This is a genomic window from Roseomonas sp. USHLN139 (assembly GCF_037145735.1).
In the GTDB taxonomy this organism is placed as follows: domain Bacteria; phylum Pseudomonadota; class Alphaproteobacteria; order Acetobacterales; family Acetobacteraceae; genus Pseudoroseomonas.
This window is the reverse complement of sequence record NZ_JBBCWY010000003.1, coordinates 205,863-232,479: the sequence shown is the minus strand read 5'-3', so window position 1 is coordinate 232,479 and position 26,617 is coordinate 205,863. Positions and strand designations below refer to the sequence as shown.

Here is a 26,617-nt window from a genome sequence, read left to right as displayed (position 1 = left end):
GCCCGGCGCCCCTGCTGTCAACGACCCAAAATCACCTTTTCGGGGATTGATATGACAGAGAAATGGCTGAGCCGTGGCTTCGCTCCCGGAGCGGCCTGACGGCCCCGAGTCCCGGCCCGGGAAGGCGGGGCCAGGCGCCCGGCAAAGGAGGAGACGCGCAGGACCCGCGGCGACAGGGCGCACGACATCGCCCGGAGAAGCATCCCGCTTCTCCCGCCTGTCACGACCATCATCAGGGAATGGGCGCTGACGGATTCGAACCGCCGGCATCCTCGGTGTAAACGAGGCGCTCTACCGCTGAGCTAAGCGCCCTCAGCGTCGCCGCTGTTTAGCGGGAAAAACCACCGCAGGCCAAGCGGGGCCGCGGGGGGTACCGGCCAGCGGCTTCTGCCGCCGGGCCGGCGCCTTCCAGAGGCCGGATCGGGCGGCGCGGTGTCCTGGCTCTTATCCGGGACCCCGCGCCGATCGGCCCATCAGGGGCGGCGACGCCGCCCCACACAGTCAATCCAGCCCGGTCAATCCAGCCCGTCCTTCAGCGCCTTGCCGGCCTTGAAGCGCACGGTGGCGGAGGCGGCGATCTCGATCTCCTCCCCGGTGCGCGGATTGCGGCCCTTGCCGGCCTTGCGGCGCGAGGTGGAGAAGGTGCCGAAGCCGACCAGCCGCACCTCCTGCTTGTTCTTCAACGACTCGCTGATGGCATCGAACACCGCATCGAGCACCTCGCCGGCCTTGGCCTTGGAGAGCTCGCCGGTCTCTGCGACGACCGCGACGAGATCCTGCTTGTTCACGTGGTCCTGTCCCCCGACTCTCTCGATCACTGACTCTGGATGGCGTCGCCCGCCTTCTGGCCGGGCCTCGCCGGTGGGTATCGTCCCCGCAGGTATCATCCCCCTGGCCAAGACTACCGCATCGCGCCGTCCGGCAAAATTCGGCGGGCCGGCGGCGGCGCGGGGTCGCCTCCCCCGGCGCCCTCAGTCTCAACCGCTTGGTGCATATCCGCAACGTCCGACCCCGGGCCGCCGCCGGAAAACCGCTGCGCGGCGCATAAAAAAAGGGCCAGGATAATTCCTGGCCCTTTCTTCACCGGCATGGGCTCAAGGCCCGGCCGGATCGCTCAATGCGGCAGGCTGGCCGGCGCGGTGGCCTTGCCGTCGGCGGCCTGCGGCGCAGGCTCCTCCGGCTCGCTCCAGTCGATCGCCTCGGGCGGACGGACCAGTGCCTTGTTGATCACCTCGTCGACATGCGCCACGGGGTTGATGGTCAGCCCCTTCTTCACGTTGTCGGGGATCTCGGCCAGGTCCTTCTCATTGTCCTTCGGGATGAAGACCGTCTTGATGCCGGCCCGCAGCGCCGCCAGCAGTTTTTCCTTCAATCCGCCGATCGGCAGCACGCGACCGCGCAGGGTGATCTCGCCGGTCATGGCGACATCCTTGCGCACCGGGATGCCGGTCAGGATCGAGACGATCGATGTCGCCATGGCGATGCCGGCCGAGGGGCCGTCCTTGGGCGTCGCCCCTTCCGGGACGTGCACATGGATGTCGCGGCGGTCGAAGGTCGTCGGCTTGATGCCGAAGCTGATCGCCCGCGAGCGGACATAGGACAGCGCCGCCGAGACGCTCTCCTGCATCACGTCGCCGAGCTTGCCGGTGGTCTGCACCTTGCCCTTGCCCGGGACCATGACGGATTCGATCGTCAGGATCTCGCCGCCGACCTCGGTCCAGGCCAGGCCGGTGACCACGCCCACCATGTCCTCGGACTCGGTCTCGCCATAGGTGAACTTCTTCACCCCGGCATACTTGTCCAGGTTCTTGCGGTTGATCGCGACCTTCTTGGCCTTCTTCGAGACGATCTCCTTGACCGCCTTGCGGGCCAGGCCGCCGACCTCGCGCTCCAGGTTCCGGACGCCGGCCTCGCGCGTGTAGTAGCGCACCAGGTCGAGCAGCGCGTCGTCGGTGACGCTCCACTCGCCGTCCTTCAGCCCGTTGGCCTCAGTGACCTTGGGGATCAGGTGGCGGCGGCAGATCTGCACCTTCTCATCCTCGGTATAGCCGGGGATGCGGATGATCTCCATGCGGTCCAGCAGCGGCTGCGGCATGCGCAGGCTGTTGGCGGTCGTCACGAACATCACGTCCGAGAGGTCGTAATCGACCTCCAGATAGTGGTCGGCGAAGGTCGCGTTCTGCTCCGGATCCAGCACCTCGAGCAGGGCGCTCGACGGATCGCCGCGCCAGTCGGCACCGAGCTTGTCGATCTCGTCCAGCAGGAAGAGCGGGTTGGAGGTCTTGGCCTTCTTCATCCCCTGGATGACCTTGCCCGGCATCGAGCCGATATAGGTCCGCCGGTGGCCGCGCACCTCCGCCTCGTCGCGCACGCCGCCGAGGCTCATGCGCACGAAGTTGCGGTTGGTCGCCTTGGCGATCGACTTGCCCAGCGAGGTCTTGCCGACGCCCGGCGGGCCGACCAGGCAGAGGATCGGGCCGCGGATCTTCGGGCTGCGCGACTGCACCGCCAGGTATTCGAGGATCCGCTCCTTGATCTTGTCGAGGCCGTAGTGGTCGGCGTCCAGCACCGCCTCGGCCTTGGCCAGGTCGTTGCGGACCTTCGACTTCTTCTTCCAGGGGATCGACAGGATCCAGTCGAGGTAGTTGCGCACCACCGTCGCCTCGGCGCTCATCGGCGACATCGAGCGCAGCTTCTTCAGCTCCGCCATCGCCTTGTCGCGCGCCTCGGGGGAGAGCTTGGTAGCCTTGATCTTGGCCTCGAGCTCGGCGGACTCGTCCTTGCCGTCCTCGCCCTCGCCCAGCTCCTTCTGGATCGCCTTCAGCTGCTCGTTCAGATAGTACTCGCGCTGGGTCTTCTCCATCTGCCGCTTGACGCGGTTGCGGATGCGCTTCTCCACCTGAAGAACGCCGATCTCGTTCTCCATATGGGCGAAGACCCGCTCCAGCCGCTGCGCGACGGAGGCGATCTCGAGCAGCTCCTGCTTCTCGGAGATCTTCAGGTTGAGGTGGCTGGCGACGGTGTCGGCCAGCTTGGCCGAATCCTCGATCTGGTTGATCGAGACCAGCACCTCGGGCGCGATCTTCTTGTTGAGCTTGATATACTGCTCGAACTGGGACACGACCGTGCGGGCCAGCGCCTCGATCTCGGGCGCCTCGGGCTGCTCCTCGTCGAGGGCGGCCGTATAGGCCTCGAAATACTGGTCGGTCTCCTTGAAGCCGAGCACGCGGGCGCGCTTGCCCCCTTCGACCAGCACCTTGACGGTGCCGTCCGGCAGCTTCAGCAGCTGCAGCACGGTGGAGACGGTGCCCACATCGTAGAGATCGGCGGAGCCGGGGTCGTCCTGGGCGGCATTGCGCTGGGCGACCAGCAGGATCTGCTTGTCCTCCCGCATCACCGCTTCCAGGGCGCGGACGCTTTTCTCGCGGCCGACGAAGAGCGGCACGATCATGTGCGGGAAGACGACGATGTCGCGCAGCGGCAACACCGGCAGCAGCTCACCGCTCGTCAATTCGGGTTTCTGTTCCGCCATTGGGGACCTCACTCAGGACAGTCGGTGCAGGTCCGCCCGGTCATCGGCACGGCTCCGCACCACGGGCGTCATTCCCATGAAATGGGGCCGGCAAGGGGCCGGGGCAAGCCGCGCGGCGAAAGCCGACGGACCCCCCGGACACCGCTGCCGGGTACGGCTCACGCGGAAGACTGCTCCGCCGCCCGTTCACCATAGATGAACAGCGGGGCGGCACGGCCTTCGGCCACCTCCTTGTTCACCACCACTTCCTCGACATCTTCCAGACCCGGCAGATCGAACATGGTGCCGAGCAGGATGCCCTCCATGATCGAGCGCAGGCCACGGGCGCCGGTCTTGCGCTGGATGGCGCGGGCGGCGACCGAGCGCATCGCGTCCTCGGTGAAGGTCAGCTTGGTGGCCTCCATCTCGAACAGGCGCTGGTACTGCTTGACCAGGGCGTTCTTCGGCTTGGTCAGGATCTCGATCAGCGCCTTCTCGTCCAGATCGTCGAGCGTGGCGATGACCGGCAGACGGCCGATGAATTCCGGGATCAGGCCGAACTTCAGCAGGTCCTCGGGCTCCACCTCGCGCAGGATCTGGCCGGTGCGCCGCTCGTCGGGGCCGCGCACCTCGGCGCCGTAGCCGATGCCCGAGCCCTTGCCGCGGCCGGCGATGATCTTCTCCAGCCCGGCGAAGGCGCCGCCGACGATGAAGAGGATGTTCGAGGTGTCGACCTGCAGGAATTCCTGCTGCGGATGCTTGCGCCCGCCCTGCGGCGGCACCGAGGCGACGGTGCCCTCCATGATCTTCAGCAGGGCCTGCTGCACGCCCTCGCCGCTCACATCACGGGTGATGGAGGGGTTGTCGGACTTGCGGCTGATCTTGTCGACCTCGTCGATATAGACGATGCCGCGCTGCGCCCGCTCGACATTGTAGTCGGCCGCCTGCAGCAGCTTGAGGATGATGTTCTCGACATCCTCGCCTACATAGCCGGCCTCGGTCAGCGTCGTCGCGTCGGCCATGGTGAAGGGCACGTCGAGGATGCGCGCCAGGGTCTGCGCCAGCAGCGTCTTGCCCGAGCCGGTGGGGCCGACCAGCATGATGTTCGACTTGGCGATCTCGACTTCGCCGGTCTTCGCGCCATGGGCCAGGCGCTTGTAATGATTGTGCACCGCGACGGAGAGCACCTTCTTGGCGTGCTCCTGCCCGATCACGTAGTCATCCAGCACCTTGCAGATCTCGCGCGGGGTCGGCACCCCGTCGCGCGACTTCACCAGATGCGTCTTGTGCTCCTCACGGATGATATCCATGCAGAGCTCGACGCACTCGTCGCAGATGAAGACCGTCGGGCCGGCGATGAGTTTGCGTACCTCGTGCTGCGACTTGCCGCAGAACGAGCAATACAGGGTGTTCTTTGAGTCGCCGGACTTGCTCATGCGCGCTCCTGGACCCCCCGGCGAAGGGCCGGGCGATCTTGCGGGACTGTAGCCCCCCTGTCATCCGGGGGGAAGTGGAACGGAAACAGGGCGGCCCGCGCCAGCCCCGCTCCCGCCAGGCGGGCAGACCGTGGAAGCCCGGCCGGGTTTCTCGCCCGGCGCAGGGCTTCCGCCGGCCTCACCCCTTGGCCAGCTCGGCGGGGGTGGCCGGGCGCTCCTCGACCACCTGGTCGATCAGCCCGAAATCCCGCGCCTCCTCGGCGGACATGTAGCTGTCCCGCTCCAGCTTCTTCTCGATCTCCTCGATCGGCTGGCCGGTATGCTTCACGTAGATCTGGTTCAGCCGCTTGCGCAGCGACAGGATCTCGCGCGCCTGGATCTCGATATCGGTCGCCTGGCCCTGGGCGCCGCCGGAGGGCTGGTGCACCATGATCCGGCTGTTCGGCAGGGCGAACCGCTTGCCCTTCTCGCCCGCGGTCAGCAGCAGGCTGCCCATCGAGGCGGCCATGCCGAGGCAGACCGTGCTGACCGGGGCGCGGATGTACTGCATCGTGTCGTACATCGCGAGGCCGGCCGAGACCACGCCGCCCGGGCTGTTGATGTAGAAGGCGATATCCTTGTTCGGATTCTCGCTCTCCAGGAACAGCAGCTGGGCGCAGATCAGCGACGACATCTGGTCGTAGACCGGACCCGTCAGGAAGATGATCCGCTCCTTCAGCAGGCGCGAATAGATATCGAAGGCCCGCTCGCCCCGGGCGGTCTGCTCGATCACCATGGGGACGAGGTTGTTGTACAGTTCGACCGGATCGCGGTCCCGCATTGTGCATCCTCTCGCGGTGGCAGGGGGGCCGGATCCGCCGCGGGCCCTTTGCCCACGGCCTTCCGGCACCGGCCTGCCGCCGTCACCCTAACGCTTCGGGATTAACATGGGGCAGCCGGCGGCGGCGCGAAAGAGGGGGGCGCGACAATGCGGGGGCAAACCCCCCGGCAGAAGCGCCTTCCCTGCCCGGCGCCGGGCGCCGGGCTGTTCCGGGCGGACCGTGGCGCGCCCTTCTGGGCCTTTCCGGCAGCCGGTCCCGGCGCGAGTCCGGGGCCGGCTTCCCTCCGGCGGGCGGGACCAACCCCGCCGCGCCGCGATGGCATCCCCCCCGGCCGAAGCCAGGGGGAGAGAGGTCAGGCCGCGGGCTCGGCCGAGAGATCGCCGGCCGGGACTTCCTTCTCGCTGACCTTGGCCAGCTCGAGCATGAAGTCGACCACCTTCTCCTCGAAGATCGGCGCGCGCAGGTTGTCGATTGCCTGCGGGTTCTTCTGGAAGAAGTCGAGGACCTGGCGCTCCTGACCCGGATAGCGGCTGGCCTCGGTCCGCATCGCCTGGGTCAGTTCCTCGTTGGTCACCTGGATGTTGTTGCTGCGGCCGATCTCCGACAGCAGCAGGCCCAGGCGAATGCGACGCTCGGCAATGGCGCGGTAGTCGCCCTTCAGCGTCTCCTCGTCCTTGCCCTTGTCCTCGTCATCCAGGCGGCCGGCCTTCAGGTCGGCCTCGACGCGCTGCCAGATCTGGGCGAACTCGCTCTCGACCATCGAGGGGGGCACCTCGAAGCTGGCCTGCGCGGCCAGGGCGTCGAGCAGCTTGCGCTTGACGTTCAGCCGCGACAGCTGGTCGTACTCGCCCTGCAGGGACTCGGCGATCCGCTTCTTCAGCTCGTCCAGGCTCTCCAGGCCGAGCTTCTTGGCGAAGTCCTCGTCCACCGAGGCGGCGACCGGGGTCTGCAGCTTCTTGGCGGTCAGCTCGAACTGGGCCGGCTTGCCGGCCAGCTCGGCGGCGCCGTACTCGGCCGGGAAGGTCACGTCGACATGGCGGGTCTCACCGACCTTGATGCCGACCAGGCCCTCGGCGAAGCCGGGGATGAAGCCGGCGCCGCCGATCTCGACCGGCATGTCGGTGCCGGTGCCGCCCTGGAAGGCCTCGCCGACCACGCCATCGACCACGAGGCGGCCGGTGAAGTCGGTGACGACCACGTCGCCCTCGGCCGCGGCGCGGTCCTCGGTGACGTCCTCCATGGCGCGGTTGCGGGACGCGATGCCCTCCAGCGCCTTCATCACCTCGTCGTCACCGACCTTGGCGACCGGCTTCTCCAGCTCGATCGCCGAGAAGTCGGGCAGCGGGATCTCGGGCAGCTGCTCCAGCTCGATCTTGAACTCGAGGTCGCTGCCATCCTCGAACTTCACCAGCTCGATCTTCGGCTGCGTGGCCGGGCGCAGGCCGCGCTCATCGACCACGGTCTTGGTGATGGACTGCACCTGCTCCTCGAGCACCTCGCCCATGATCGAGGCGCCGTAGCGCTGCTTGACCACCGCGGCCGGCACCTTGCCGGGGCGGAAGCCCGGCAGCCGGATCTCCTTCGCCAGCGACGCCAGACGCTGATCGCGCGCCGCGGCGATGTCCGCCGCCGGAACCACCACGGTAAAGCCCCGCTTCAGCCCCTCGGCTGCCAGCTCGGTCACCTGCATCGCCACACCATGCTCCTGAAGAATCAGTCTCGTGCCGGACGGCCGGTGGTGCGGGCGGAGGGATTTGAACCCCCACGGCTTGCGCCACTGGAACCTAAATCCAGCGTGTCTGCCAGTTCCACCACGCCCGCGAACGCAGTCCCGGCGCTTCCATAAGCCGGCGCGTTTAGCGCAAGGGGGCCGGCAATGAAAGGGTGGACCGCAATGCCGCCACCTTCCGCGCCCCGCTTGCGCTCGGCCGCGCGCCCCTCCACACAGGCGGAACGACGCCCGAAGGTCCTGCCATGAGCACCGCCATCACCGCCACCCCCCTGCCCCTCGCCCCCTTCGACACCCTGGACGAGCGCATCCGCGCCCTCGGGGTCAACCAGATCGCCGAGATCGCCGACCTGGCGCGCGAGGACCCGGCGGTGATCAAGCTGTGGATCGGCGAGGGCGACCTGCCGACGCCGCCCTTCGTGGTCGAGGCCGCCGCCGCCGCGATGCGCGCCGGCCACACCCGCTACACCTATGCGCTGGGCCTGCCGGCGCTGCGCCAGGCGCTGTCCGACTACCACCGCCGCCACTGGGGGGTGGAGGTGCCGGCCAGCCGCTTCACCATCACCACCGGCGGCATGAACGCCATCATGCAGGGGCTGCAGGCGGTGCTCAGCCCGGGCGACGAGGTGATCTTCCCGGCGCCACACTGGCCGAACCTGGCCGAGACGGTGAAGGTGCTGGGTGGCACCCCGGTCCCCGTGGCGCTGCGCCAGGACCGCCCCGGCGCCTTCCGCCTGGATCTCGCCGATATCGAGGCGGCGATCACGCCGAAGACCCGGGTGATCGCCATCAACTCGCCCTCCAACCCGACCGGCTGGGTGATGAGCAAGGCCGAGATGGTGGCGCTGCGCGACCTCGCCCGCCAGCACGGGCTGTGGATCCTCTCCGACGAGGTCTACAACCACTTCACCTATGGCAACGCCATCGCCCCCTCCTTCCTGGAAGTCTGTGACGCCCAGGACAAGCTCCTGATCTCCAACACTTTTTCCAAGAACTGGGCGATGACCGGCTGGCGCGCCGGCTGGCTGGTCTTCCCCGAGGGGCTGGCGCCGGTCTTCGACAATCTCAGCCAGTACAACACCACCTCGATCCCGACCTTCATCCAGCACGCCTGCGTGGCCGCGCTGGAACAGGGCGACGACTTCATCCGCACCATGGTGGCGCGCTGCCGCGAGAGCCGGCGGATCTTCTCGGAAGGGCTGGCCGCGCTGCCGGGGGTGAAGGTGCAGCCGCCGGAGGGCAGCTTCTACGTGATGTTCGGCGTCGAGGGCGAGGCGGATGCCAAGGCGCTCGCGGTGCGCATCCTGCGCGAGGCCAAGGTCGGGCTGGCGCCCGGCACCGCCTTCGGCCCGGCCGGCCAGGGGCAGCTGCGACTCTGCTTCGCCATCGACGTGCCGCTGGCCGAGGAGGCGATGCGCCGCCTCTCGGCCTTCTTCCACGCGCGCGCCGGCCAGGCGCCGGCGGCCGTCTGACCGGCGGCGCCGCGCCCTCAGGCGAGCAGGTTCAGCAGCCCCCGGCCGGGCAGGGCGAGCAGCGCGATGCGCAGCCGCCCTTCCGGCAGGAGGGCTGCCAGTTTCTTCGAGGGCGGCGCCTCGCCGGCGCGGGCGGCCCGGCGCAGCGCCAGCAGCACCCGCTCGGCCCCGCCCTCGGCGGCCAGGGTGGCGCGCAGCAGGTCGCGCAGCAGGAGCCGGTGCCCCGTGGCCAGGCAGAGCCCGCCCAGCGACTCGGGATCGGCCGAGGCCAGGGCCGGCCCGAATTCATGGAGATCGAGCACCAGGCAGGCCGCCCCCTGCCCTTCCAGGCTGGCGGCCACCAGCAGCCCGGCCTGGCCGCGGCGGCGGCGCGCCAGCAGCTCGGGCGGCGGCGGCAGGCGCAGCGGCGCCAGGGCAGCGGCGATGGCGCGGCTTTCGGGCGGCGTGAAATGCAGGGCGGCAAGCATGGGCCGCCCGGTGATGCCGCAGCAGTGTTAACGCTGAATAACTGGAAAACCGTCTCGTTTTTGCCTCAGCCCAGCAGCGCCTGGGCGCAGGCATCCAGGATGGCATCCGCATCCAGCCCGTATTCGCGGTAGAGATCGGGGATGTCGCCGGCCTGGCCGAAGCGGTCGACGCCGAGCGGCACCATGCGATGCCCGCGCACGCCGCCGATCCAGCCATGTGCCGCCGGATGGCCGTCGAGGATGGAGACGATGGCCGCGTCCGTGGCCAGCGGCGCCAGCAGCCGCTCGATCGCCGAGGGCGCCACGCCGGGGCCACGCCGCGCGGTGCGGCGCGAGGCCAGCCAGCCGGCCTGCAGGCGGTCGGGGCTGGTGATGGCCAGCAGCCCGGCGCCGGGCTCCTCTTCCTGCAGCATCGCGAAGGCGGCCATGGCTTCGGGCGCCACCGGTCCCTGATAGGCGATGGCGATGCGGGCGCCCTCCGCCGGCGGCACGGCCCAGTAGCCGCCCTCGATCACCGCCGCCGGGTCGAGCTGCCGCTCGGGCTGGGCGATGCTGCGGGTCGACAGCCGCAGCCAGACCGCCGAGCCATCCGGCTGCTGCATGTGGTGGAAGGCGTGGCGCAGCAGGATGGCCAGCTCGTCCAGATGCGCCGGCTCATAGGCCACCAGCCGGTCCTGGGCGATGCCGAGCAGCGGCGTGTTGCTGCTCTGGTGCTGGCCGCCCTCGGGGGCCAGGGTCAGGCCGGAGGGCGTCGAGACCAGCAGGAAGCGCGCATCCTGGTAGCAGGCATAGATCAGCGCATCGAGGCCGCGGTTGACGAAGGGATCATAGACAGTCCCCACCGGCAGCAGCCGCGCCCCATGCATCCGGTCCGCCAGCCCCAGCGCGCCGAGGACGAGGAAAAGATTCTGCTCGGCGATGCCGAGTTCCACATGCTGGCCCTTGGGCGACATGCCCCAGCGCTGGGCGCTGGCCAGCTTGGCATCGCGGAACACGTCGTTCTTCAGGTGGCGGTCGAAAATGCCGCGCCGGTTCACCCAGGGGCCGAGGCTGGTCGAGACGGTGACGTCCGGGCTGGTGGTGACGATGCGGCTGGCGAGCGGCGCCAGCTCGCGGTTGCCGCGGCCGATCTCGGCCAGCATCTCGCCGAAGCCGGACTGGGTGGAGGCCATGCGGTTCGGCGCCAGCCGCGGCGCCGGCAGGGTGGCGGGCACCGGCACCGGCTCGGCCGAGAGGCAGCGGCCCTCCGGCGTCAGCTTCCGGGCGAAGGGGACGTTCTGCAGGAAGTCGCGCAGCTCGGCCTCGGGGATGTCCAGCCCCTCGAACAGGTCCCATTCATGGCCCTCGCGGATGTTCTGCTCGATCCGGAAGGAATCCATCTGCTCGCGGGTCATCAGCCCGGCATGGTTGTCCTTGTGGCCGGCGAAGGGCAGGCCCATGCCCTTGACCGTATAGGCGATGAAGCAGGTCGGCTGGTCGCCGGCGGCCTCCTGGGCGCGGAACTGCTCGGTCAGCGTCTCGATGTCATGGCCGCCAAGATTGGTCATCAGCGCGCCCAGCTCGGCATCGTCGAGCGGGTCGATGATGGCGCGGATGCCGGGAATGCGGCCGAGCTCGGCCAGCAGGGCGGCGCGCCAGGCGGCGCCCCCCTGGAAGGTCAGCGCCGAATAGAGGCTGTTCGGGCAGTCGTCGATCCAGCGGCGCAGATGCTCGCCATCGGGCCGGGCGAAGGCGGCCTCCAGCTTGCGGCCGTATTTCAGGGTGACGACGTTCCAGCCCATGTCGCGGAACAGCCCCTCGATCCGGCCGAAGAGCCGGTCGGGGACGACGCTGTCCAGGCTCTGCCGGTTGTAGTCGATCACCCACCAGACATCGCGGATGTCGTGCTTCCAGCCTTCCAGCAGGGCCTCGTAGATATTGCCCTCGTCGAGCTCGGCATCGCCGACGATGGCGACATGGCGCCCCCGCTGCATCCCGGGCCGCGTCAGGCCCTGCAGATGGACATAGTCCTGCACCAGGGCGGCGAAGCTGGTCAGCGCGACGCCGAGGCCCACCGAGCCGGTGGAGAAATCCACCTCCGCCCCGTCCTTGACCCGGCTGGGATAGGGCTGGATGCCGCCGAACTGCCGCAGCGTCGCCAGTTTTTCCCGCTCCTGCCGCCCCAGCAGGTAGTTGACCGCGTGGAACACCGGCCCGGCATGCGGCTTGACCGCGACACGGTCCTCGGGACGCAGAATATCGAAATACAAGGCCGTCATGATGGCGGCGACCGAGGCGGAGGAGGCCTGATGCCCGCCCACCTTCAGCCCGTCGCGATTGGGACGGATGTGATTGGCATTGTGGATGGTCCAGGCGGAGAGCCAGAGCAGCTTCTTTTCCAGCGCCTTGAGCAGGGCCAGGCGACGCTCGGGCTCCAGGGCGGCACCGGTTTCGGCGCGCAGGCCGCGCGGGTCGGGCGTGGCGTTCATCGGCTTCTCTCCCCGGGGGTTCGCCCCCCTGGCTCGCGACATTCCTTGGACGCGTCCATGGTGGACCGGAACGGGCGCCCACCGCCAGTGCCCAGCAGGCGCCGCCCGGCCGCGCAGCCCAGCCCCGCGGCAGCCGCACGGCGAGCTCAGCCCAGCGGCGCAACCGGAGCCGGCGGGCTTATCTTAAGAACCCGCTTATCTTAAGAGAAGGAAACAGGTAATGACTTGGGTGCAGAAGCAGCGCCCCGACAGGAGCCTGACGCATGCCCGAGCCTGATTCCCGCCCGCGCGGCTGCCAGGGCTGCGGCGCGGCGGCACCGGCCGCTCCCGCCCTGTCGATGGCCTTCCAGCCGATCCTGCGCTGTGACCCCTCCGGCCACGGCCTCTACGCCTATGAAGCCCTGGTGCGCGGGCCCGCCGGCGAGAGTGCCGCCAGCGTCCTGGGGCAGATCTCGGCCGACAACCGCTATGGCTTCGACCAGCAGTGCCGCACCACGGCCATCACCCTGGCGACCCGGCTCGGGCTGCTGGCGACGCCGGCGGCCCTGTCGATCAACTTCATGCCCAACGCGGTCTATGAGCCGCGCGCCTGCATCCGTGCCAGCCTGGAAGCGGCCCAGCGGGTCGGCCTGCCGCGCGAGCGGCTGATCTTCGAGTTCACCGAGAACGAGGCCATGGAGGATCCAGGCCACCTGCTGCGCATCCTGGCCAGCTACCGCGCCATGGGCTTCCGCACCGCGATCGACGATTTCGGCGCCGGCCACTCCGGCCTGAGCCTGCTGGCCGAGTTCCAGCCCGACACGGTGAAGCTTGACATGGCACTGATCCGCGGCGTGGACCATGACCGGCCGCGCCAGATCATCATCCGCCATACCGCCGCGCTCTGCGCCGAGCTCGGCTGCGCCGTGGTCGCCGAGGGGGTGGAGACGGAAGCCGAGTTCCGCATGCTGCGGCAGCTCGGCGTCACGCTGTTCCAGGGCTACCTGCTGGGGCGGCCCGGCTTCGAGCAGCTGCCCGTGCCGGTGCTGCCGCCCCAGTCCTGAGGGCCCCAGTCCTGACGGCCCGAGTCCTGACGGCCCGTCCTAAGCCCCGCTGCGGGCCAGCTTGCGCAGCGCCGTCGGCGCGGCACGGCTGCCCTCGCCGACATAGGCCTCGTGGTAGTCCTCGATCTTCGCGGGATCGTAGAGATAGTTGACCATGAAGCCGAGGCTCTCGCGGATGCCCTTCTCCGAGATGTCGCCGCGCCAGCAGATGCGCTCGACCCGGGCGCCGTTGGACAGGTGGAAATGCCCCACCGGATCGCGCGCACGGCGGCCGCCGCGGCCGGTCTCCAGCACCAGGTAGCGGGCGCAGAGCCGGGTCAGCACCGGCTCGGCCTTGGCGCACCAGCTCTCCGCCAGCGGGCGGCGGTTGGCCAGCAGCGCCCGCAGCGCCGCGGCGCCATCGGCCAGGCCCGAGGCCTCGGTCAGCAGCTTGTTCTCTTCCTCGGTCAGCAGCTTCGGATCGGACTCGATCAGCGCTTCCTCCAGCCAGCGGCGGAAGCCCGGGATCGGCGACAACGTGGAGAAGGTCTTCAGCTTCGGCAGCTCCTCCGACAGCAGGGCCACCACCCGCTTGATCAGGAAATTGCCGAAGGAAATACCGTCCAGCCCGCGCTGGCAGTTGTTGATCGAGTAGAAGATGGCGGTGTCGGCGGCGCGCGGGTCCTGCACCGGCGCGCGCTCGTCCAGCAGGGTCTGCACCGAGCCGGAGAGGCCCTGGACCAGCGCCACCTCGACGAAGATCAGCGGCTCCTCCGGCATGCGCGGATGGAAGAAGGCATAGCAGCGGCGGTCGGAATCCAGCCGGTTTTTCAGGTCGCGCCAGGTGCGGATGCGGTGCACCGCCTCGTAGCCGACCAGCTTCTCCAGCAGGGCGGCGGGCGACTGCCAGTCGATGCGGCGGAGCTCCAGGAAGCCGAGGTCGAACCAGCTGGCCAGCAGCCCGCGCAGATCGGCGTCGAGCGCCTGCAGCATCGGGTCGCGCCCCATGCCGCGCAGCAGGTCGGCGCGCAGGTCGACCAGGAACTTCACGCCGTCGGGGATGGTGGTCAGCTGGGTCAGCAGCCGCAGCCGCGGCGGCTCCAGCGTGCGGCGCAGCTTGGCTTTCGCCGCCGCGCGCGCCGCCGTGTCGGGGGCGGCGCTGACCTCGCGCATCGCGGCTTCCACCGCCGCCGGATCGGAGTCGAAGCCGGCCAGCGCCTGGAAGAAGGCCATGCGGCCGGCCTCGTCCAGCGTGGTATAGGATTGCGCCAGGCCGGCGGCGCGGGCACGGGCCGAGATCTCGCCGCCGCGCGCCTCCAGGCAGGCGCGCATCCGCGCTTCCCAGCTGGCATCCTCCGCCGGCGAGGAGACGGAGGAGGCCATGTCGCGCCAGAGCAGGGCGACGCGCTTCAGGGCGCGATCGAACAGGCCGGCTTCCGCCACGGCGATGTCGGACATGGTGCCTCCTTCAGCGCTCCCGGCAGCGGGCCGGGAGTGAAATCCGCAGAAACATATGGTGAGCAGCTTGCCCCAGCCTAGGGGCCGCTGGGAAGGGCCGAGGCAAGGCTTTTTCCGATTTCCGGAAAGAGATCCTCGGGCAGCAGCGGCGCGCCTCCGGGCCGGCCGCCCAGCGCCCGCCGCGCGGCGTCGCCATGCAGCCAGACGGCGGCGCAGGCCGCCTCGAACGGCGCCATGCCCTGCCCCAGCAGCCCCGCCGCCAGCCCCGCCAGCACGTCGCCGCTGCCGGCGGTGGCCAGCGCCGCCGGCGCGTTGTCGTTGATCGCCGCCCGTCCGTCGGGTGCGGCGATGATGCTGTCGGAGCCTTTCAGAATGATGACGGCGCCGGTCGATTCCGCCGCGCGGCGCGCCGCCGCCAGCCGGTCGGACCCGGCCTCGCCGAAGACGCGGGCGAATTCGCCGGCATGCGGCGTCAGGAGGGCGGCGCCGCGCAGCGCCGCGGGATCGCCGGCACAGGCGGTCAGCGCCCCGCCATCGGCGACCACGGCGCGGCCGGCCTCGATCACCCGGCGCAGCAGGGCGCGGGTCGCATCATCGGGCGGCAGGCCGGGGCCAAGCAGCCAGGGATTACGGCGGCGGTCCTGCAGCAGGATCGCCACCGCCTCGGTCGTGACCATCAGCCCGGGCTCGCCGCCCCGCAGCACGGCCGCGGTGCCCGGATCGTCGGTTGCCAGGCTGACCAGCCCGGCGCCGGCCCGCCGCGCCGCCCCCGCCGCCAGCCGCGCCGCGCCGGGCAGCGCCGCGCCGCAGGGAATCGTGACATGGCCCCGGCTGAATTTGTGGCTGTCGCTGCCGCGCAGCGGCGGCCGCCACAGGCCGGGCGCGTTGTGGAAGGCGCGCGGCCCGATCGCCTCCAGCACGCCATCGGGCAGGCCGATCCCGGCGAGAACCGTCTCGCCGCAGCGGTCGCGCCCGGGCAGCAGCAGGTGGCCCGGCTTGCGGCGGAAGAAGGTGACGGTCAGCGCCGCCTGCGGGGCATGGCCGAGGATCGCGCCGGTGCCGCCATCGACGCCGGAAGGGATGTCGACGGCCACCAGCGGCGCGCGCACCGCCTGCAGCAGGTCCACGACCGGCGGCGGGAGCGGCCGCGACAGGCCGGCGCCGAACAGCGCATCAACCACCAGCGCGGCCCGCCCGACCTCCGCGGCGGCAAAGGGCAGAATCGGGCCGCGCCAGCGGGCGGCGGCGGCGGCCGCATCGCTGCCCGGCCGCGGCGGGGCGAGCGGCGCGACGGCGACCGGCCAGCCCGCCTGCTCCAGCAGCCGCGCCAGCACATAGCCGTCGCCGCCATTGTTGCCGGGGCCGGCCAGCACCACGGTGCGGCAGGGCCGGAAGCGCCGGCGGATGGCTTCGGCGACGGCGCGGCCGGCGGCCAGCATCAGCGCCTCGCCGGAGCAGCCGCCAGCGAGCGCGGCGGCATCGGCGCGGCCCATTTCTTCCGGGGTGAGCAGGGCGAGACGGTTCATGGCCGCGAGGCTAGTGCAGGGCATCCGCGGGCGGAACGCCCGGCGCGCCGCCGGCGTTGCCGCAATGCGGGCGGGAGAAATGTGACGAAAAGCATGCAGCCCCGCGCAATCGCCTCTCGCGGCGGCGGGGCATTTCCTGGCAAAGGGGGCCCCGCCGCCGGGGATGCCGACCATTGGAAGAGAAATTCGTCGAGATCGAGGATGTCGCCATGCGCTATGGCGGGGCGGAGGGCACGCTCGCCCTGCAGCACACCAGCCTGAGCCTGGCGCGGGGCGAGTTCGTGGCCGTGGTCGGCCCCTCGGGCTGCGGCAAGTCGACGCTGATGAAGCTGGTCAGCGGGCTGTGGCCGTCGACCGCCGGCAGCGTCACCGTCGAGGGGCGCGAGGTGGACGGGCCGCTTTCCTCGGTCGGCATGGCCTTCCAGAACCCGACCTTGCTGCCCTGGCGCAGCATCCTGGACAATGTGATGCTGCCGCTCGAGGTGGTGGAGCCGCATCGCCGCCGCCTGCGCGCCGAGCGCGCGACCTATGAGGCCAAGGCCCGCCACCTGCTGTCCCTGGTCGGCCTGTCGGGATTTGAGAAGAAATTCCCGCACCAGCTGTCGGGCGGCATGCAGCAGCGCGCCAGCCTGTGCCGCGCGCTGATCCACGACCCCAAGCTGCTGATGCTGGACGAGCCCTTCGGCGCGCTCGACATCTTCACCCGCGAGGATCTCTGGGTGCAGCTGCAGGATCTCTGCGCCGACCTGAAGCCCAGCGTCATCCTGGTCACCCACGACCTGAAGGAGGCCGCCTTCCTGGCCGACCGGGTGCTGGTGATGTCGGCGCGGCCGGGGCGGATCATCGCCGACCACACCGTCCCCTTCCCGCGCCCGCGCCGGCTGGAGGACACCTATGGCGCCGAGTTCCAGGCGCTGCAGCACCGGCTGCGCGCCGAGATCAGCGCGGCGCGGCACGGCGAGGAGGTGGCCCATGTCGGCTGAGCAGAAGGGCGCCGCCAATGCCCGGCGCGTCGCGACGATGGTGGCGCGCGCCCGCCGCCGCCGCCGGCTGCAGCGGGTGCTGCCCTGGCTGGTGGTGCTGGCCGCCTTCCTGCTGTGGGAGGGGGTGGTGCGGCTGTTCCGCATCGATCCCTTCATCCTGCCGGCGCCGAGCGTGATCTTCGGCAGCATGCTGCAATGGTGGCAGCCGCTGCTGGAGAATGCCGGGCAGACGCTGATGACGACGCTGGCCGGCTTCGCGCTGGCCATCGTCTTCGGCCTGGCGCTGGGGGTCGCGATCGGCAGCTCGACGCTGCTGTATCACGGGCTCTATCCGCTGCTGATCGGCTTCAACTCGGTGCCCAAGGTCGCCGTGGTGCCGGTGCTGGTGATCTGGTTCGGCATCGGCACCGTGCCCGCCATCATCACCGCTTTCCTGATCAGTTTTTTCCCCATCGTCGTCAACGTCGCGACGGGGATCGCGACGGTGGAGCCGGAGCTGCGCGACGTGCTGCGGGCGCTCGGCGCCCGGCCCATCGACATCATCCGGAAGGTGGGGCTGCCGCGGGCCATGCCCTATTTCTTCGCCTCGCTGAAGATCGCCATCACGGTGGCCTTCGTCGGCTCCATCCTGGCCGAGACGGTCGCCGCCAACAGCGGCATCGGCCAGCTGATGATGCTGGCCAGCAGCCGCTTCGACGTGCCGCTGGTCTTCGCCGGCCTGCTGGTCACCGCGGCGATGGGGGTCGCCATGTATGTCGTGGCCGCCGCCATCGAGGCGCGCACCACCGGCTGGGCGATGCGCGGGCAGCAGGGCCCGATCTAGCCGGGCCCCTCGCCTCCGGCGGCTGGATTGTTGCGGGCCGCCCGCAGCACGGGCTAAGCAGATGCTTCCCAGGGAGGAACGGATCATGGTGCAACGTCGCCATCTGCTCGGGCTGGCCGCGGGCCTCGCGGCGCCGGCCCTGCTGCCCCGCGGCGCCCGGGCCGAGGAGGTGACGCTGCGGCTGCACCACTTCCTGCCCGCCGTCTCCAACGTCCACCGCAATTTCCTCCTCCCCTGGTCGCGCAAGGTGGAGGAGGCGTCGAACGGCCGGCTGAAGATCCGCATCTTCCCGGCGATGCAGCTGGGCGGCGCGCCGCCGCAGCTGTTCGACCAGGCGCGCGACGGCGTCGCCGACATCGCCTGGACCCTGCCCGGCTACACCCCCGGCCGCTTCCCGCGCATCGAGGTGCTGGAGCTGCCCTTCATCGCCAGCCGCAGCGGGCTGGTGAACGCGAAGGTCACCCAGGAATTCGCCCAGAAACACCTCGCCGCCGAGTTCGGGGAGGTGCATCCGCTCTGCTTCTGGTCGCATGATGGCGGGCTGATCCATGCAAGGCGCCCGGTCCGGCAACTGGCCGACCTGCAGGGCATGAAGCTGCGCTTCCCGACGCGGCAAGCCGGCGAGGCGCTGCGCGCGCTCGGCGCCGCGCCGGTCGGCATGCCGGTGCCGCAGGTGCCCGAGGCGCTGAGCCAGGGTGTGCTCGACGGCACCGTGCTGCCCTGGGAGGTGGTGCCCTCGCTCAAGCTGCAGGAGCTGGTGCGCAACCACACCGCCTTCCCCGGCAGCCCGACCTTCTACACGGCCTCCAACGTGCTGGCGATGAACAAGGCGAAGTACCAAGCGCTGCCGGCCGATCTGCGCGCCGTGCTCGACGCGCAGTCGGGGGAGGCCGCCGCCAGCCTGGTCGGCGCCATGCTGGACGAGCAGGGCGTGACGGTCTCGGAGATGGTCCGCCGCCGCGGCAACACCATGATCGAGCTGGCGCCGGAGGAAGTCGCCCGCTGGCGCGACGCCTGCCGGCCGGTGACCGAGGCCTGGCTGGCCCAGGGCAAGGATCGCGGCTTCGACGCCGCGGCGCTGCTGAACGACGCCCGCGCCAGCTTCGCCCGGCATGCCTGACCAGCCGCGCGGGCCGGCAGCCCGCCTCGCCGCCACGCTGATGCTGGGCGGCAGCCTGCTGCTGCTGGCCATCGCGCTGCTGACCACCGCCAGCGTGCTGCGGCGCTGGCTGACCGGCCATCCGGTGCCGGGCGATTTCGAGCTGGTGCAGATGGGCGCCGGCATCGCCGTCTTCGGCTTCCTGGCGCATGGCACGCTGGCCGGCAGCCACATCCTGGTCGACAGCTTCACCACCTGGCTGCCGCCGCGCCTCCAGGCGGCGATCGACGCTTTCTGGAACCTCGTCTGGGGGCTGGTGGCGCTCGCCCTGGCCTGGCGCATGGCGCTGGGCACGCTGGACTCCTACGCCAGCGACACCCGCAGCATGGTGCTCTCGGTGCCGATCTGGCCGGGCATCGGGCTCGGCGCGCTGGGCTTCCTGGCGACCGCGCTGGCCGCCGGGCTCGCCGCGCAACGGCTGCTGCAGGGCCGCGCCGGATGAGCGAGGAATTCCTGCAGGCCGGGCTCGGCTTCGGCGCCATGCTGCTGCTGATCGTGCTGCGCGCGCCGGTCGGGCTGGCCATGCTGCTGGTCGGCGCGGTCGGCTACCAGCAGATCGTCGGCCTCGACGTGCTGCTGAACTACCTGAAGGCCACCCCCTACCACCTCTTCGCCAGCTACACCCTGTCGGTGATCCCGCTGTTCATCCTGATGGGCGCGATCGCCGAGCGCGGCGGGCTGGCGCGCGACCTGTTCACCGCCGCCCAGGCGCTGGTCGGTACCCGGCGCGGCGGGCTGGCGATCGGCGTGATCGGCGCCTGCGCCGCCTTCGGCGCGGTCTGCGGCTCCTCGGTCGCCACCACCGCCACCTTCGCCCGCGCCGCCCTGCCGGAGCTGCGCCGCTACGGCTATGCGCCCGGCCTGGCGACCGGCACCATCGCGGTGGGGGGCACGCTCGGCATTCTGATCCCGCCCAGCGTCATCCTGGTGGTCTATGCCATCAGCACCGAGCAGAACATCGCCAAGCTGTTCATGGCCGCCCTGATCCCCGGCCTGCTGGCGACGCTGTCGTATGTCATCGCCATCATGATCCAGGCGCGGCTGCGGCCCGACCTGATGCCGCCGGCGCCGGCCATGTCGGGCGCCGAGAAACGACAGGCGCTGCTGCGGGTGCTGCCGGTGCTGTCGATCGCCGTCGCCGTCATCGGCGGCATCTATGGCGGCATCTTCACGCCGACCGAAAGCGCGGCCGTCGGCGTGATGGCGACGCTGGCGGTGGCGCTGGCCCGGCGCAGCCTGGGACTGGCCGGCCTCGTCGCCGCGCTGCGCGGCACCGCCGAGACCACGGCGATGATCTTCGCCATCCTGCTCGGCGCCGAGGTGTTCAATGCCTTCCTGGCGCTGACCCAGGCGCCCGACCTGCTGGCGCTGTGGATCGCCGAGCAGTCGCTGCCGGCCTATGGCGTGCTGGCGCTGCTGCTGGCCAGCTACCTGGTGCTGGGCGCGGTGATGGACGAGCTGGCGATGATCCTGCTGACCCTGCCGGTGTTCTTCCCCGTCGTCACCGCGCTCGATTTCGGCCTGGGGCCGGAGGAGACGGCGATCTGGTTCGGCGTCCTGGTCCTCATCGTCGTCGGCATCGGCCTGACCGCGCCGCCGATCGGGCTGAACGTCTTCGTCGTCGCCGGGCTGGCGCGCGACGTGCCGATGGGGCGGATCTATCGCGGCGTGCTGCCCTATCTGGCGATGGACCTGCTGCGGCTGCTCACCTGCGCCGCCTTCCCGGCGCTGTCGCTGCTGCTGGTGCGCTGGCTCGGCTAGCCGCATCAGGCTAAGCTCGCGCCGGGAAGGCGGCGGCGGCCGACCGGACACTCTCGGGGTAGGCTCAGCATGTTCGTCCAGATCGCCGATCACCTGGTGCATTGCGTGGTGGAGGGGCCGGAGGAGGCCCCGCCCCTGCTGCTGCTGCATTCCATCGGCACCACCCAGCACATCTGGGACCCGCAGGCGGTGGTGCTGTCGCGCCGGTTCCGCGTCATCCGCCCGGATCTGCGCGGCCATGGCCTGTCCGGCGTCACGCCGGGCGATTATTCGATGGCGCTGCTGGCGGCCGACGCGCTGGCGCTGCTGGATGCGCTCGACATCCCCTGCGCGCATGTCGCCGGCTGCTCGATCGGCGGGCGGATCGCGCTGCAGCTGGCCGCCCTTGCCCCCGAACGCGTCGCCTCGCTGATCCTGGTCGGCACGGCGCTGGCCTATCCCGACGCCGCCACCTGGCAGGCGCGGATCGACGCGGTGCGGGCGGGGGGGACGCAGGTGCTGGCCGATGCCGTGATGCCGCGCTGGGTGTCGCATCCCGAGACGCCGGCCGGCCAGGGCCTGCGCGCCATGCTGCTGCGCACCGACCGCGAGGGCTATGCCGCCGCCGGCGCCGCGCTGCGCGATGCCGGGCCGGACGACCTGCCGGCGCGCTTCGCCCTGCCGGCGACGCTGATCCGGGGCGAGCACGACCCGGCCGCGCCCCCCGCCGCCACCGAGGCGGTGCGCGCCCGCTTCGACGGCGCGGAGCTGGTGGTGCTGGAAGGCGCCAGCCACATCCCGAACTACGAGGCGGCCGGGGCGCTGACGGCGGCGATGCTCGCCCATCTCGACGCGCAGTGGCGGCCGCCGGCGGATTTCCTTGAGGCCGGCTATGCGGTCCGCAAGGCGGTGCTCGGCGAGGCGCATGTCGCCCGCGCCAGCCTGGCGGTGACGCCGCTCGACCAGCCCTTCCAGGACTACATCACGCGCAATGTCTGGGGGCAGATCTGGACCCGGCCGGGCCTGGCGCGGCACACCCGCAGCCTGCTGACCCTGGCGATGATGGCCGCGCTCGGCCGGCACGAGGAATTCGTGCTGCACGTCAAGGCGACCCGGCAGACCGGGGTGACGCCGGAGGAGCTGTCGGAGGTGCTGCTGCAGGTCGGCGCCTATGCCGGCGTGCCGCTGGCCAACCACGCGCTGAAGCTGGCCAAGGAAACCTACCGCCTGCTCGACGAAGCCGCCTGAGCTGAAAGGCCCGCTGCCCATGTTCACCGTCAATCCCGCCGACGGCCCGGTGCTCTCGGCGCTCTACGGCACCGAGGCGATGCGCGGCATCATGGGCGAGGCCGCCTTCCTGGCCCGCATGCTGGAGGTCGAGGGCGCGCTGGCGCGGGCCGAGGCGCGGCTCGGCATCATCCCGGCCGCGGCGGCAGAAGCCATCAGCGCCGCCGCGCAGCAGCCGGAGAAGCTGGACCTCGCCGCCCTGGCGGTCGCCACCCGCAACACCGGCTATCCGGTGGTCGGGCTGGTCAGGCAGCTCTCGGCCCTGGCGGGGGCCGAGGCCGGGCGCTGGACGCATTGGGGCGCCACCACCCAGGACATCATCGACAGCGCCATCGTGCTGCAGCTGCGCGCGGCCCTCGCCCTGATCGAGGACGATCTCGACCGGCTGACCCGCGCGCTGGCGGCACAGGCAGAAAAACACCGCGACCTGGTGATGGCCGGCCGCACCCATCTGCAGCACGCCCTGCCGGTGACCTTCGGCTATAAATGCGCGATCTGGCTGTCGCCGCTGATCAGCATGGCCGAGCGGCTGCGCCAGCTGCGCCCGCGCGTCCTGAAGCTGCAATTCGGTGGCGCCGTCGGCACGCTGGCCTCGCTCGGCGAGCAGGGGCTGGCGGTGTCGGAGGCGCTGGCGGAGGAGCTCGGCCTCGCCCTGCCCGACGCCCCCTGGCATGTGGCGCGTGACGGCATGGCCGAGGCGGTCTGCTTCCTCGGCCTGCTGACCGGGGCGCTGGCAAAATTCGCCACCGACGTGATGCTGCTGATGCAGACCGAGGTGGCGGAGGTGTTCGAGCCGCATGCCCCCGGCCGCGGTGGGTCGTCGACCATGCCGCAGAAGCGCAACCCCATCGCCTGCGAATACGTCCTGGCCCAGGCGCGCGGCGTGCAGGCGCTGGTGCCGCAGATGCTGGGCGCCATGGCGGTCGACCAGGAGCGCGGCACCGGCCCCTGGCAGGCCGAGCCGCTGGCCCTGCCGCAGGCCTTCACCCTGGCGCATGGCGCGCTGGCCCAGGCGATCGCCATCGCCGAGGGCATGACGGTGGATGCCGCCCGGATGCGCCGCAACCTCGATTCCACCGGCGGGCTGATCGTCGCCGAGGCGGTGATGATGGGGCTCGCCCCGCAGCTCGGCCGCGGCCCGGCGCATGACGCGGTCCACCATGCCTGCGACGTCGCGCTGGCCGAGGGCGTGTCGCTGGCTGAGGCGCTGTCGCGCGACCCGGCGGTGACGCAGAAACTCGACGCCGCCGCGATCGCCCGGCTGACCGATCCGGCGGGCTATCTCGGCAGCACCCAGGCCTTCATCGACCGCGTGCTGGCGCGGCTGCCGGGCTGACCGGAGCCGGCGGCCGGCGCCGCTGGCGGCGTCAGGGCATCAGGCGGCCCGCACCGCGGTGAGAAAACGGTCGGTGCGCTCGTGCATGGCGCTGCTCTGCCCGGCCAGCTGGCCGGCATCCTGGCGCAGCGCGGCGAAGGCGCTGCCCATCGCGTCCAGCCGCGCGCGCGTGCCGCCGGCCTGCAGGCTGGCCTCCTCCGCCTGGGCGGCGGCATGGGCGACGGCGCCGGCGATGCCGCGGGTGGCGGCGGATTGCTGCTCGGTAGCGGCGGCGACCTGGCCGGCGATGACGTCCAGCTCCTGCATCGCCTGGGCGATGGCGCCCATGGCGCGCACCGCGCTGCCGCTGCCGGCGCGCATGGCATCGACCTGCGCCACGATCCGCTCGGTCGCCTGCGCGGTCTGCTGCGCCAGCGCCTTCACCTCGCCGGCCACGACGGCGAAGCCGCGGCCCGCCTCGCCCGCGCGCGCCGCCTCGATGGTGGCATTCAGGGCCAGCAGATTGGTCTGCCGGGCGATGGCGTCGATCAGGCCGAGCACCGGCGTCACCGCCTCGGCCGCCCCGGCCAGGCTTTGCACCTCGGCTTCGGCGGCGCGCACCAGCCCGGCCGCGCGCGCCGCCGCCCCGGCCGAGGCGCTCACCTCGCGCGCCACCGCGTCGATCGAGCCCGCCAGCTCCTCGGCCGAGGCGGCGACGGCGCCGATATGCCCGCTCGCCCCCTGGCTGGCGCCGGCGGCGGCCAGGGCGGCCCGTGCCCCCTCCGCCGCCGTGCCGGTGACGCCGAGGGCGGTGCCGTCCAGCCGCTGCGCCGCCTCCGCCACCGCCTGCAGCCCGCTGGCGATATCCGCCTCGAAGCCGGCCAGCAGCGCCTCCAGCCGCTGGCCGCGGCGGATGCGGGCCGCCTGCTCGGCGGCGGCCTCGGCCGAGAGGCGGCGCGCCGTCACCGCCTCGGCGCGCAGCTGACGCAGCGCCTCGGCCATGCCGGCGATCTCGTCGCGGGTGTTGCGCGCCCGCGCCGCGCCGTCGCCGGGCAGCGGCGTGTCGAGCTCGCCCCGGGCGATGCGTCCCACCGCCTCGGTCAGGGCGTGCAGCGGCCGCGCGACGCGCAGCACCAGCAGCAGGGCGGCCAGCGCCACCGCCAGCGCGGTCAGCAGGATCGCGCCCCCGGCCATCACCAGCCGGCGCTGCGCCGCGGCGGCCAGCGCGTCGGAAAGGCGGCGCGCCTCGGCCAGCGCCAGGTCGCGCGGGGCCAGCGCCGCGGCGATGGTCGGGCCGGTCCAGTCGCGGAACTGGGCATAACTCATCGGCGCCGGCAGCCCGTCGCGGGCGGCGGCGACCAGCTCGGCGAAGCTGCGCTCGCCCTCGTTCATCAGCCCCTCGGCCAGCCTTGCCGCCGCCCCCGCCAGCACCGGGGCGCCCAGCCCGGCCTCGCCGGCGGCGGCCTGCAGCCGCGACCAGGCCTCGGCGACGCGGCCGCCCAGGGCGGTGGCCGCCACCGCCTTGTCATAGCCCAGCGCGCCGCCGGCGATGCCCTGCGACAGGGTCATCGAGCGCTCGCTCATCAGCTCGAACAGGGTCTGCGATTCCTCGGCCATGCCGAGCGCCGCCGCCGCCGCCGGGGCGCCCGCCGCGGCCTCGCGCGACAGGGTCGCCGCCGCCTGGCGCAGCTGGCCCAAGGTCGCGGCCAGCGCCTGGGCCAACTCGTCGGCGACAGCACGCTCGCGCTCGTCGCGCGGGAGGCGGGCGGCCTGCAGCAGCGGGCCGCGCAGCGCCGCGAGCGTGGCATCGGCCTGCGCCGCCGCCCCCGGCAGGCGCCGCACCGCGCTGCGGCTGGCCTCGGCAGCCGCCTGCAGCCCCTCCTGCGTAGCCTGGTCGGCCGCCCCCGGCGCGGCGATGGCGATGTCGGTCAGCCGCGCCGCCTCCTCCACCACCGCCTGGCGGGCGGCGGCGAGGCGGGCCAGGGTGGCGGCCGCGGCCTCCACCCGGCGCGCGCCCTGCACATCCGCCCAGGCCCCGGCCGCCAGCCAGGAGGCCAGCGCCGCGGTCAGCCCGCCGATCAGCAGCAGCGCGGCGAGCAGACGAGTGCGGATGGTCATCGGGTTCTCCCAGCCAATCCCGGGCCGGATACCAAAAGGTATATTAACCACGTGCGCGGGCTTTGCTGCGCCGCAATGAAGTTTCGATGACGTGACCGGGATTAGACCCCTCGTAACTGTCGCGCTATGCGAAGAGCACCGCGCAAGGCACGAGGAGGACGCCCGAGGATGAAGCCGGCCCTGCTGCTGCTGGCAGCCTTGACCACCCTGCCCAGCTGCGCCGCGCTGGTCACCGAAGGCTCGGCCGAGGTCGCCGGCCTGAGCGGCGCGGCGCTCGCCAGCGCCGTCACCCGCGACACCGCAGTGACCGCCGGCATCGGCGTCGGCGTGCTCTCCGCCGCCCGCGCCGGGCTGGACTATACCCGCCGCCGGCTGCAGGCGGCCGAGCAGGACGGCATCGCCAATGCCGCCGGGCCGCTGCGCCCCGGCGCCGTCGCCCGCTGGCAGGTCAAGCACAGCCTGCCGGTTGGCGACCCGGCCGGCCAGGTCACCGTGTCGCGCGAGATCGGCGGCCTCGGCATCGCCTGCCGCGAGATCGTCTTCTCGATCGAGACCGACAAGCCGGTCGAGACCGAGTTCTTCACCGCCATCATCTGCCGCAACGGCGAGCGCTGGAAATGGGCCAGCGCCGAGCCCGCGACCGCGCGCTGGGGCGCCCTGCAGTGAGGCGGCGCGCCGCGGCGCTGCTGCTGCTGGCGCCGCTGCTGGCCGGATGCGAGCTGGCCGGCGGCATCGCCGGCGGCCTCAGCGGCGCGGCCACCGGCACCATCACCTCGAATCCGGCGGTGGGCTATGCCGTCGGCGTTGGCGTGCGCGCGGCGGCCGATGCGGCGCTGGCGCGCTGGATGCGCGGGTTGCAGAACGAGGAGCAGACCGCCATCGCCGAGGCCGCCAGCACGCTGCCGCTGAACGCGCCGCGGCCCTGGCAGGTCAAGCACGAACTGCCCTTCGGCTGGCGCGACCAGCAGGGCCAGCTGGAGGTGACCCGCGTCATCGACACCCCGCTGACCCAGTGCCGCGAGATACTTTTCTCTGTCGTCGACAAGCCGGAGAAGCCGCCGGAAGGCATCTTCCTGGCCACCGCCTGCCGCAGCCCGGCCGGCTGGCGCTGGGCCAGCGCCGAGCCGGCAACCGCGCGCTGGGGCTATCTGCAGTAACCACTGATGGCGGGGTCCGGGGTGACCCTTGTCACCCCGGCGGGGGTCCAGGGGGCAGCGCCCCCTGGCCACGGCCCGGCACGAAAAGCGCCACGCTTGGAACCGGCCCGAAGCTGCGGCATATC

21 protein-coding genes and 2 tRNA genes are annotated in these 26,617 nt (G+C 71.6%); 11 read left to right on the top strand and 12 right to left on the bottom strand.

Translation table 11 applies throughout. From position 1 onward, the window contains the following. Positions 1 to 240: 240 nt before the first annotated feature. From WFI16_RS11560 to WFI16_RS11530, 7 genes are all read right to left on the bottom strand, one after another. Positions 241 to 312: transfer RNA gene (locus tag WFI16_RS11560), tRNA-Val, on the bottom strand. A 203-nt stretch (positions 313 to 515) separates the two neighbouring features. Beyond that, positions 516 to 887: an HU family DNA-binding protein gene (locus WFI16_RS11555; RefSeq protein ID WP_419897990.1), complete on the bottom strand. Its 372-nt coding sequence runs from the start codon at positions 885 to 887 to the stop codon at positions 516 to 518. A 227-nt stretch (positions 888 to 1,114) separates the two neighbouring features. Then, positions 1,115 to 3,532, bottom strand: coding sequence for an endopeptidase La (lon, locus tag WFI16_RS11550; protein ID WP_419897989.1), 2,418 nt, complete (start codon positions 3,530 to 3,532; stop codon positions 1,115 to 1,117). Between the two features lie 158 nt (positions 3,533 to 3,690). Next, positions 3,691 to 4,947: an ATP-dependent Clp protease ATP-binding subunit ClpX gene (clpX, locus tag WFI16_RS11545; protein WP_419897988.1), complete on the bottom strand. Its 1,257-nt coding sequence runs from the start codon at positions 4,945 to 4,947 to the stop codon at positions 3,691 to 3,693. A gap of 178 nt (positions 4,948 to 5,125) precedes the next feature. Continuing rightward, positions 5,126 to 5,767 carry an ATP-dependent Clp endopeptidase proteolytic subunit ClpP gene (clpP, locus tag WFI16_RS11540; RefSeq protein WP_076956203.1) on the bottom strand — a complete coding sequence of 214 codons (642 nt, stop codon included), beginning with the start codon at positions 5,765 to 5,767 and terminating at the stop codon, positions 5,126 to 5,128. Positions 5,768 to 6,120: 353 nt separating this feature from the next. Further along, a complete protein-coding gene (gene tig, locus WFI16_RS11535) occupies positions 6,121 to 7,458 on the bottom strand; it encodes a trigger factor (RefSeq protein WP_419897987.1) in 1,338 nt (445 codons plus the stop codon). 46 nt (positions 7,459 to 7,504) lie between these two features. After that, positions 7,505 to 7,589 (bottom strand) — tRNA-Leu (locus WFI16_RS11530). 153 nt (positions 7,590 to 7,742) lie between these two features. Between WFI16_RS11530 and WFI16_RS11525 the strand changes: the two genes are divergently transcribed. Next, positions 7,743 to 8,969, top strand: coding sequence for a pyridoxal phosphate-dependent aminotransferase (locus WFI16_RS11525; RefSeq protein ID WP_419897986.1), 1,227 nt, complete (start codon positions 7,743 to 7,745; stop codon positions 8,967 to 8,969). Between the two features lie 17 nt (positions 8,970 to 8,986). Here the strand turns inward: WFI16_RS11525 and WFI16_RS11520 are convergent, their stop codons facing one another. Beyond that, positions 8,987 to 9,436, bottom strand: coding sequence for a hypothetical protein (locus tag WFI16_RS11520; protein WP_419897985.1), 450 nt, complete (start codon positions 9,434 to 9,436; stop codon positions 8,987 to 8,989). 65 nt (positions 9,437 to 9,501) lie between these two features. Beyond that, positions 9,502 to 11,904: a 1-deoxy-D-xylulose-5-phosphate synthase N-terminal domain-containing protein gene (locus WFI16_RS11515; RefSeq protein ID WP_419897984.1), complete on the bottom strand. Its 2,403-nt coding sequence runs from the start codon at positions 11,902 to 11,904 to the stop codon at positions 9,502 to 9,504. A gap of 263 nt (positions 11,905 to 12,167) precedes the next feature. Here WFI16_RS11515 and WFI16_RS11510 point away from each other — a divergent pair, with 263 nt between their 5' ends. Next, positions 12,168 to 12,947 carry an EAL domain-containing protein gene (locus tag WFI16_RS11510; protein ID WP_419897983.1) on the top strand — a complete coding sequence of 260 codons (780 nt, stop codon included), beginning with the start codon at positions 12,168 to 12,170 and terminating at the stop codon, positions 12,945 to 12,947. 39 nt (positions 12,948 to 12,986) lie between these two features. Here the strand turns inward: WFI16_RS11510 and WFI16_RS11505 are convergent, their stop codons facing one another. Further along, the gene (locus WFI16_RS11505; RefSeq protein ID WP_419897982.1) at positions 12,987 to 14,384 is read right to left on the bottom strand and encodes a malonyl-CoA decarboxylase; all 1,398 of its coding nucleotides are present in this window, start codon (positions 14,382 to 14,384) and stop codon (positions 12,987 to 12,989) included. Positions 14,385 to 14,461: 77 nt separating this feature from the next. Next, entirely contained in the window at positions 14,462 to 15,910 is a 1,449-nt protein-coding gene (locus WFI16_RS11500) for an NAD(P)H-hydrate dehydratase (protein ID WP_419897981.1), read from the bottom strand. 173 nt (positions 15,911 to 16,083) lie between these two features. Here WFI16_RS11500 and WFI16_RS11495 point away from each other — a divergent pair, with 173 nt between their 5' ends. The 7 genes from WFI16_RS11495 to pcaB all read left to right on the top strand — a co-directional run bounded on the left by WFI16_RS11495 (position 16,084) and on the right by pcaB (position 23,238). Continuing rightward, positions 16,084 to 16,893, top strand: coding sequence for an ABC transporter ATP-binding protein (locus WFI16_RS11495; protein ID WP_419897980.1), 810 nt, complete (start codon positions 16,084 to 16,086; stop codon positions 16,891 to 16,893). Continuing rightward, positions 16,883 to 17,716: an ABC transporter permease gene (locus WFI16_RS11490; protein ID WP_419897979.1), complete on the top strand. Its 834-nt coding sequence runs from the start codon at positions 16,883 to 16,885 to the stop codon at positions 17,714 to 17,716. The genes WFI16_RS11495 and WFI16_RS11490 overlap by 11 nt, the downstream gene beginning before the upstream one ends. Before the next feature lie 85 nt (positions 17,717 to 17,801). Beyond that, complete coding sequence (locus WFI16_RS11485) at positions 17,802 to 18,836, top strand: TRAP transporter substrate-binding protein (RefSeq protein ID WP_419897978.1); 1,035 nt, start codon at positions 17,802 to 17,804, stop codon at positions 18,834 to 18,836. Continuing rightward, on the top strand, positions 18,829 to 19,317 hold the full coding sequence (locus WFI16_RS11480) for a TRAP transporter small permease (protein ID WP_419897977.1): 489 nt from the start codon (positions 18,829 to 18,831) through the stop codon (positions 19,315 to 19,317). Before WFI16_RS11485 ends, WFI16_RS11480 begins: the two co-directional genes overlap by 8 nt. After that, on the top strand, positions 19,314 to 20,636 hold the full coding sequence (locus WFI16_RS11475) for a TRAP transporter large permease (protein WP_419897976.1): 1,323 nt from the start codon (positions 19,314 to 19,316) through the stop codon (positions 20,634 to 20,636). The genes WFI16_RS11480 and WFI16_RS11475 overlap by 4 nt, the downstream gene beginning before the upstream one ends. A 69-nt stretch (positions 20,637 to 20,705) precedes the next feature. Then, positions 20,706 to 21,863 carry a bifunctional 3-oxoadipate enol-lactonase/4-carboxymuconolactone decarboxylase PcaDC gene (gene pcaDC, locus WFI16_RS11470; protein ID WP_419897975.1) on the top strand — a complete coding sequence of 386 codons (1,158 nt, stop codon included), beginning with the start codon at positions 20,706 to 20,708 and terminating at the stop codon, positions 21,861 to 21,863. Between the two features lie 19 nt (positions 21,864 to 21,882). Next, positions 21,883 to 23,238 (top strand): 3-carboxy-cis,cis-muconate cycloisomerase, encoded by a 1,356-nt coding sequence (gene pcaB / locus WFI16_RS11465; RefSeq protein ID WP_419897974.1) that lies wholly within the window; start codon positions 21,883 to 21,885, stop codon positions 23,236 to 23,238. A gap of 39 nt (positions 23,239 to 23,277) precedes the next feature. Here pcaB and WFI16_RS11460 read toward each other — a convergent pair whose 3' ends face one another. After that, positions 23,278 to 25,335 carry a methyl-accepting chemotaxis protein gene (locus WFI16_RS11460; protein WP_419897973.1) on the bottom strand — a complete coding sequence of 686 codons (2,058 nt, stop codon included), beginning with the start codon at positions 25,333 to 25,335 and terminating at the stop codon, positions 23,278 to 23,280. Between the two features lie 168 nt (positions 25,336 to 25,503). Here WFI16_RS11460 and WFI16_RS11455 point away from each other — a divergent pair, with 168 nt between their 5' ends. Together WFI16_RS11455 and WFI16_RS11450 are read left to right on the top strand one after the other, a co-directional pair. Next, positions 25,504 to 26,001, top strand: a complete 498-nt coding sequence (locus WFI16_RS11455) for a hypothetical protein (protein WP_419897972.1) — start codon at positions 25,504 to 25,506, stop codon at positions 25,999 to 26,001. Beyond that, positions 25,998 to 26,492, top strand: coding sequence for a hypothetical protein (locus tag WFI16_RS11450; protein WP_419897971.1), 495 nt, complete (start codon positions 25,998 to 26,000; stop codon positions 26,490 to 26,492). The genes WFI16_RS11455 and WFI16_RS11450 overlap by 4 nt, the downstream gene beginning before the upstream one ends. The last annotated feature ends 125 nt before the right edge of the window (positions 26,493 to 26,617 follow it).

Excerpts from the sequence above, each read along its gene's own strand:
- pcaDC (WP_419897975.1), top strand. The coding sequence starts at position 20,706 with ATGTTCGTCCAGATCGCCGATCACCTGGTGCATTGCGTGGTGGAGGGG.
- pcaB (WP_419897974.1), top strand. The coding sequence starts at position 21,883 with ATGTTCACCGTCAATCCCGCCGACGGCCCGGTGCTCTCGGCGCTCTAC.
- WFI16_RS11555 (WP_419897990.1), bottom strand. The coding sequence starts at position 887 with ATGATACCTGCGGGGACGATACCCACCGGCGAGGCCCGGCCAGAAGGC.
- tig (WP_419897987.1), bottom strand. The coding sequence starts at position 7,458 with ATGCAGGTGACCGAGCTGGCAGCCGAGGGGCTGAAGCGGGGCTTTACC.
- WFI16_RS11505 (WP_419897982.1), bottom strand. The coding sequence starts at position 14,384 with ATGTCCGACATCGCCGTGGCGGAAGCCGGCCTGTTCGATCGCGCCCTG.
- WFI16_RS11490 (WP_419897979.1), top strand. The coding sequence starts at position 16,883 with ATGTCGGCTGAGCAGAAGGGCGCCGCCAATGCCCGGCGCGTCGCGACG.
- WFI16_RS11510 (WP_419897983.1), top strand. The coding sequence starts at position 12,168 with ATGCCCGAGCCTGATTCCCGCCCGCGCGGCTGCCAGGGCTGCGGCGCG.
- WFI16_RS11460 (WP_419897973.1), bottom strand. The coding sequence starts at position 25,335 with ATGACCATCCGCACTCGTCTGCTCGCCGCGCTGCTGCTGATCGGCGGG.
- WFI16_RS11520 (WP_419897985.1), bottom strand. The coding sequence starts at position 9,436 with ATGCTTGCCGCCCTGCATTTCACGCCGCCCGAAAGCCGCGCCATCGCC.
- WFI16_RS11480 (WP_419897977.1), top strand. The coding sequence starts at position 18,829 with ATGCCTGACCAGCCGCGCGGGCCGGCAGCCCGCCTCGCCGCCACGCTG.
- clpP (WP_076956203.1), bottom strand. The coding sequence starts at position 5,767 with ATGCGGGACCGCGATCCGGTCGAACTGTACAACAACCTCGTCCCCATG.
- WFI16_RS11525 (WP_419897986.1), top strand. The coding sequence starts at position 7,743 with ATGAGCACCGCCATCACCGCCACCCCCCTGCCCCTCGCCCCCTTCGAC.
- WFI16_RS11515 (WP_419897984.1), bottom strand. The coding sequence starts at position 11,904 with ATGAACGCCACGCCCGACCCGCGCGGCCTGCGCGCCGAAACCGGTGCC.
- WFI16_RS11455 (WP_419897972.1), top strand. The coding sequence starts at position 25,504 with ATGAAGCCGGCCCTGCTGCTGCTGGCAGCCTTGACCACCCTGCCCAGC.
- WFI16_RS11500 (WP_419897981.1), bottom strand. The coding sequence starts at position 15,910 with ATGAACCGTCTCGCCCTGCTCACCCCGGAAGAAATGGGCCGCGCCGAT.
- clpX (WP_419897988.1), bottom strand. The coding sequence starts at position 4,947 with ATGAGCAAGTCCGGCGACTCAAAGAACACCCTGTATTGCTCGTTCTGC.
- WFI16_RS11485 (WP_419897978.1), top strand. The coding sequence starts at position 17,802 with ATGGTGCAACGTCGCCATCTGCTCGGGCTGGCCGCGGGCCTCGCGGCG.
- lon (WP_419897989.1), bottom strand. The coding sequence starts at position 3,532 with ATGGCGGAACAGAAACCCGAATTGACGAGCGGTGAGCTGCTGCCGGTG.
- WFI16_RS11475 (WP_419897976.1), top strand. The coding sequence starts at position 19,314 with ATGAGCGAGGAATTCCTGCAGGCCGGGCTCGGCTTCGGCGCCATGCTG.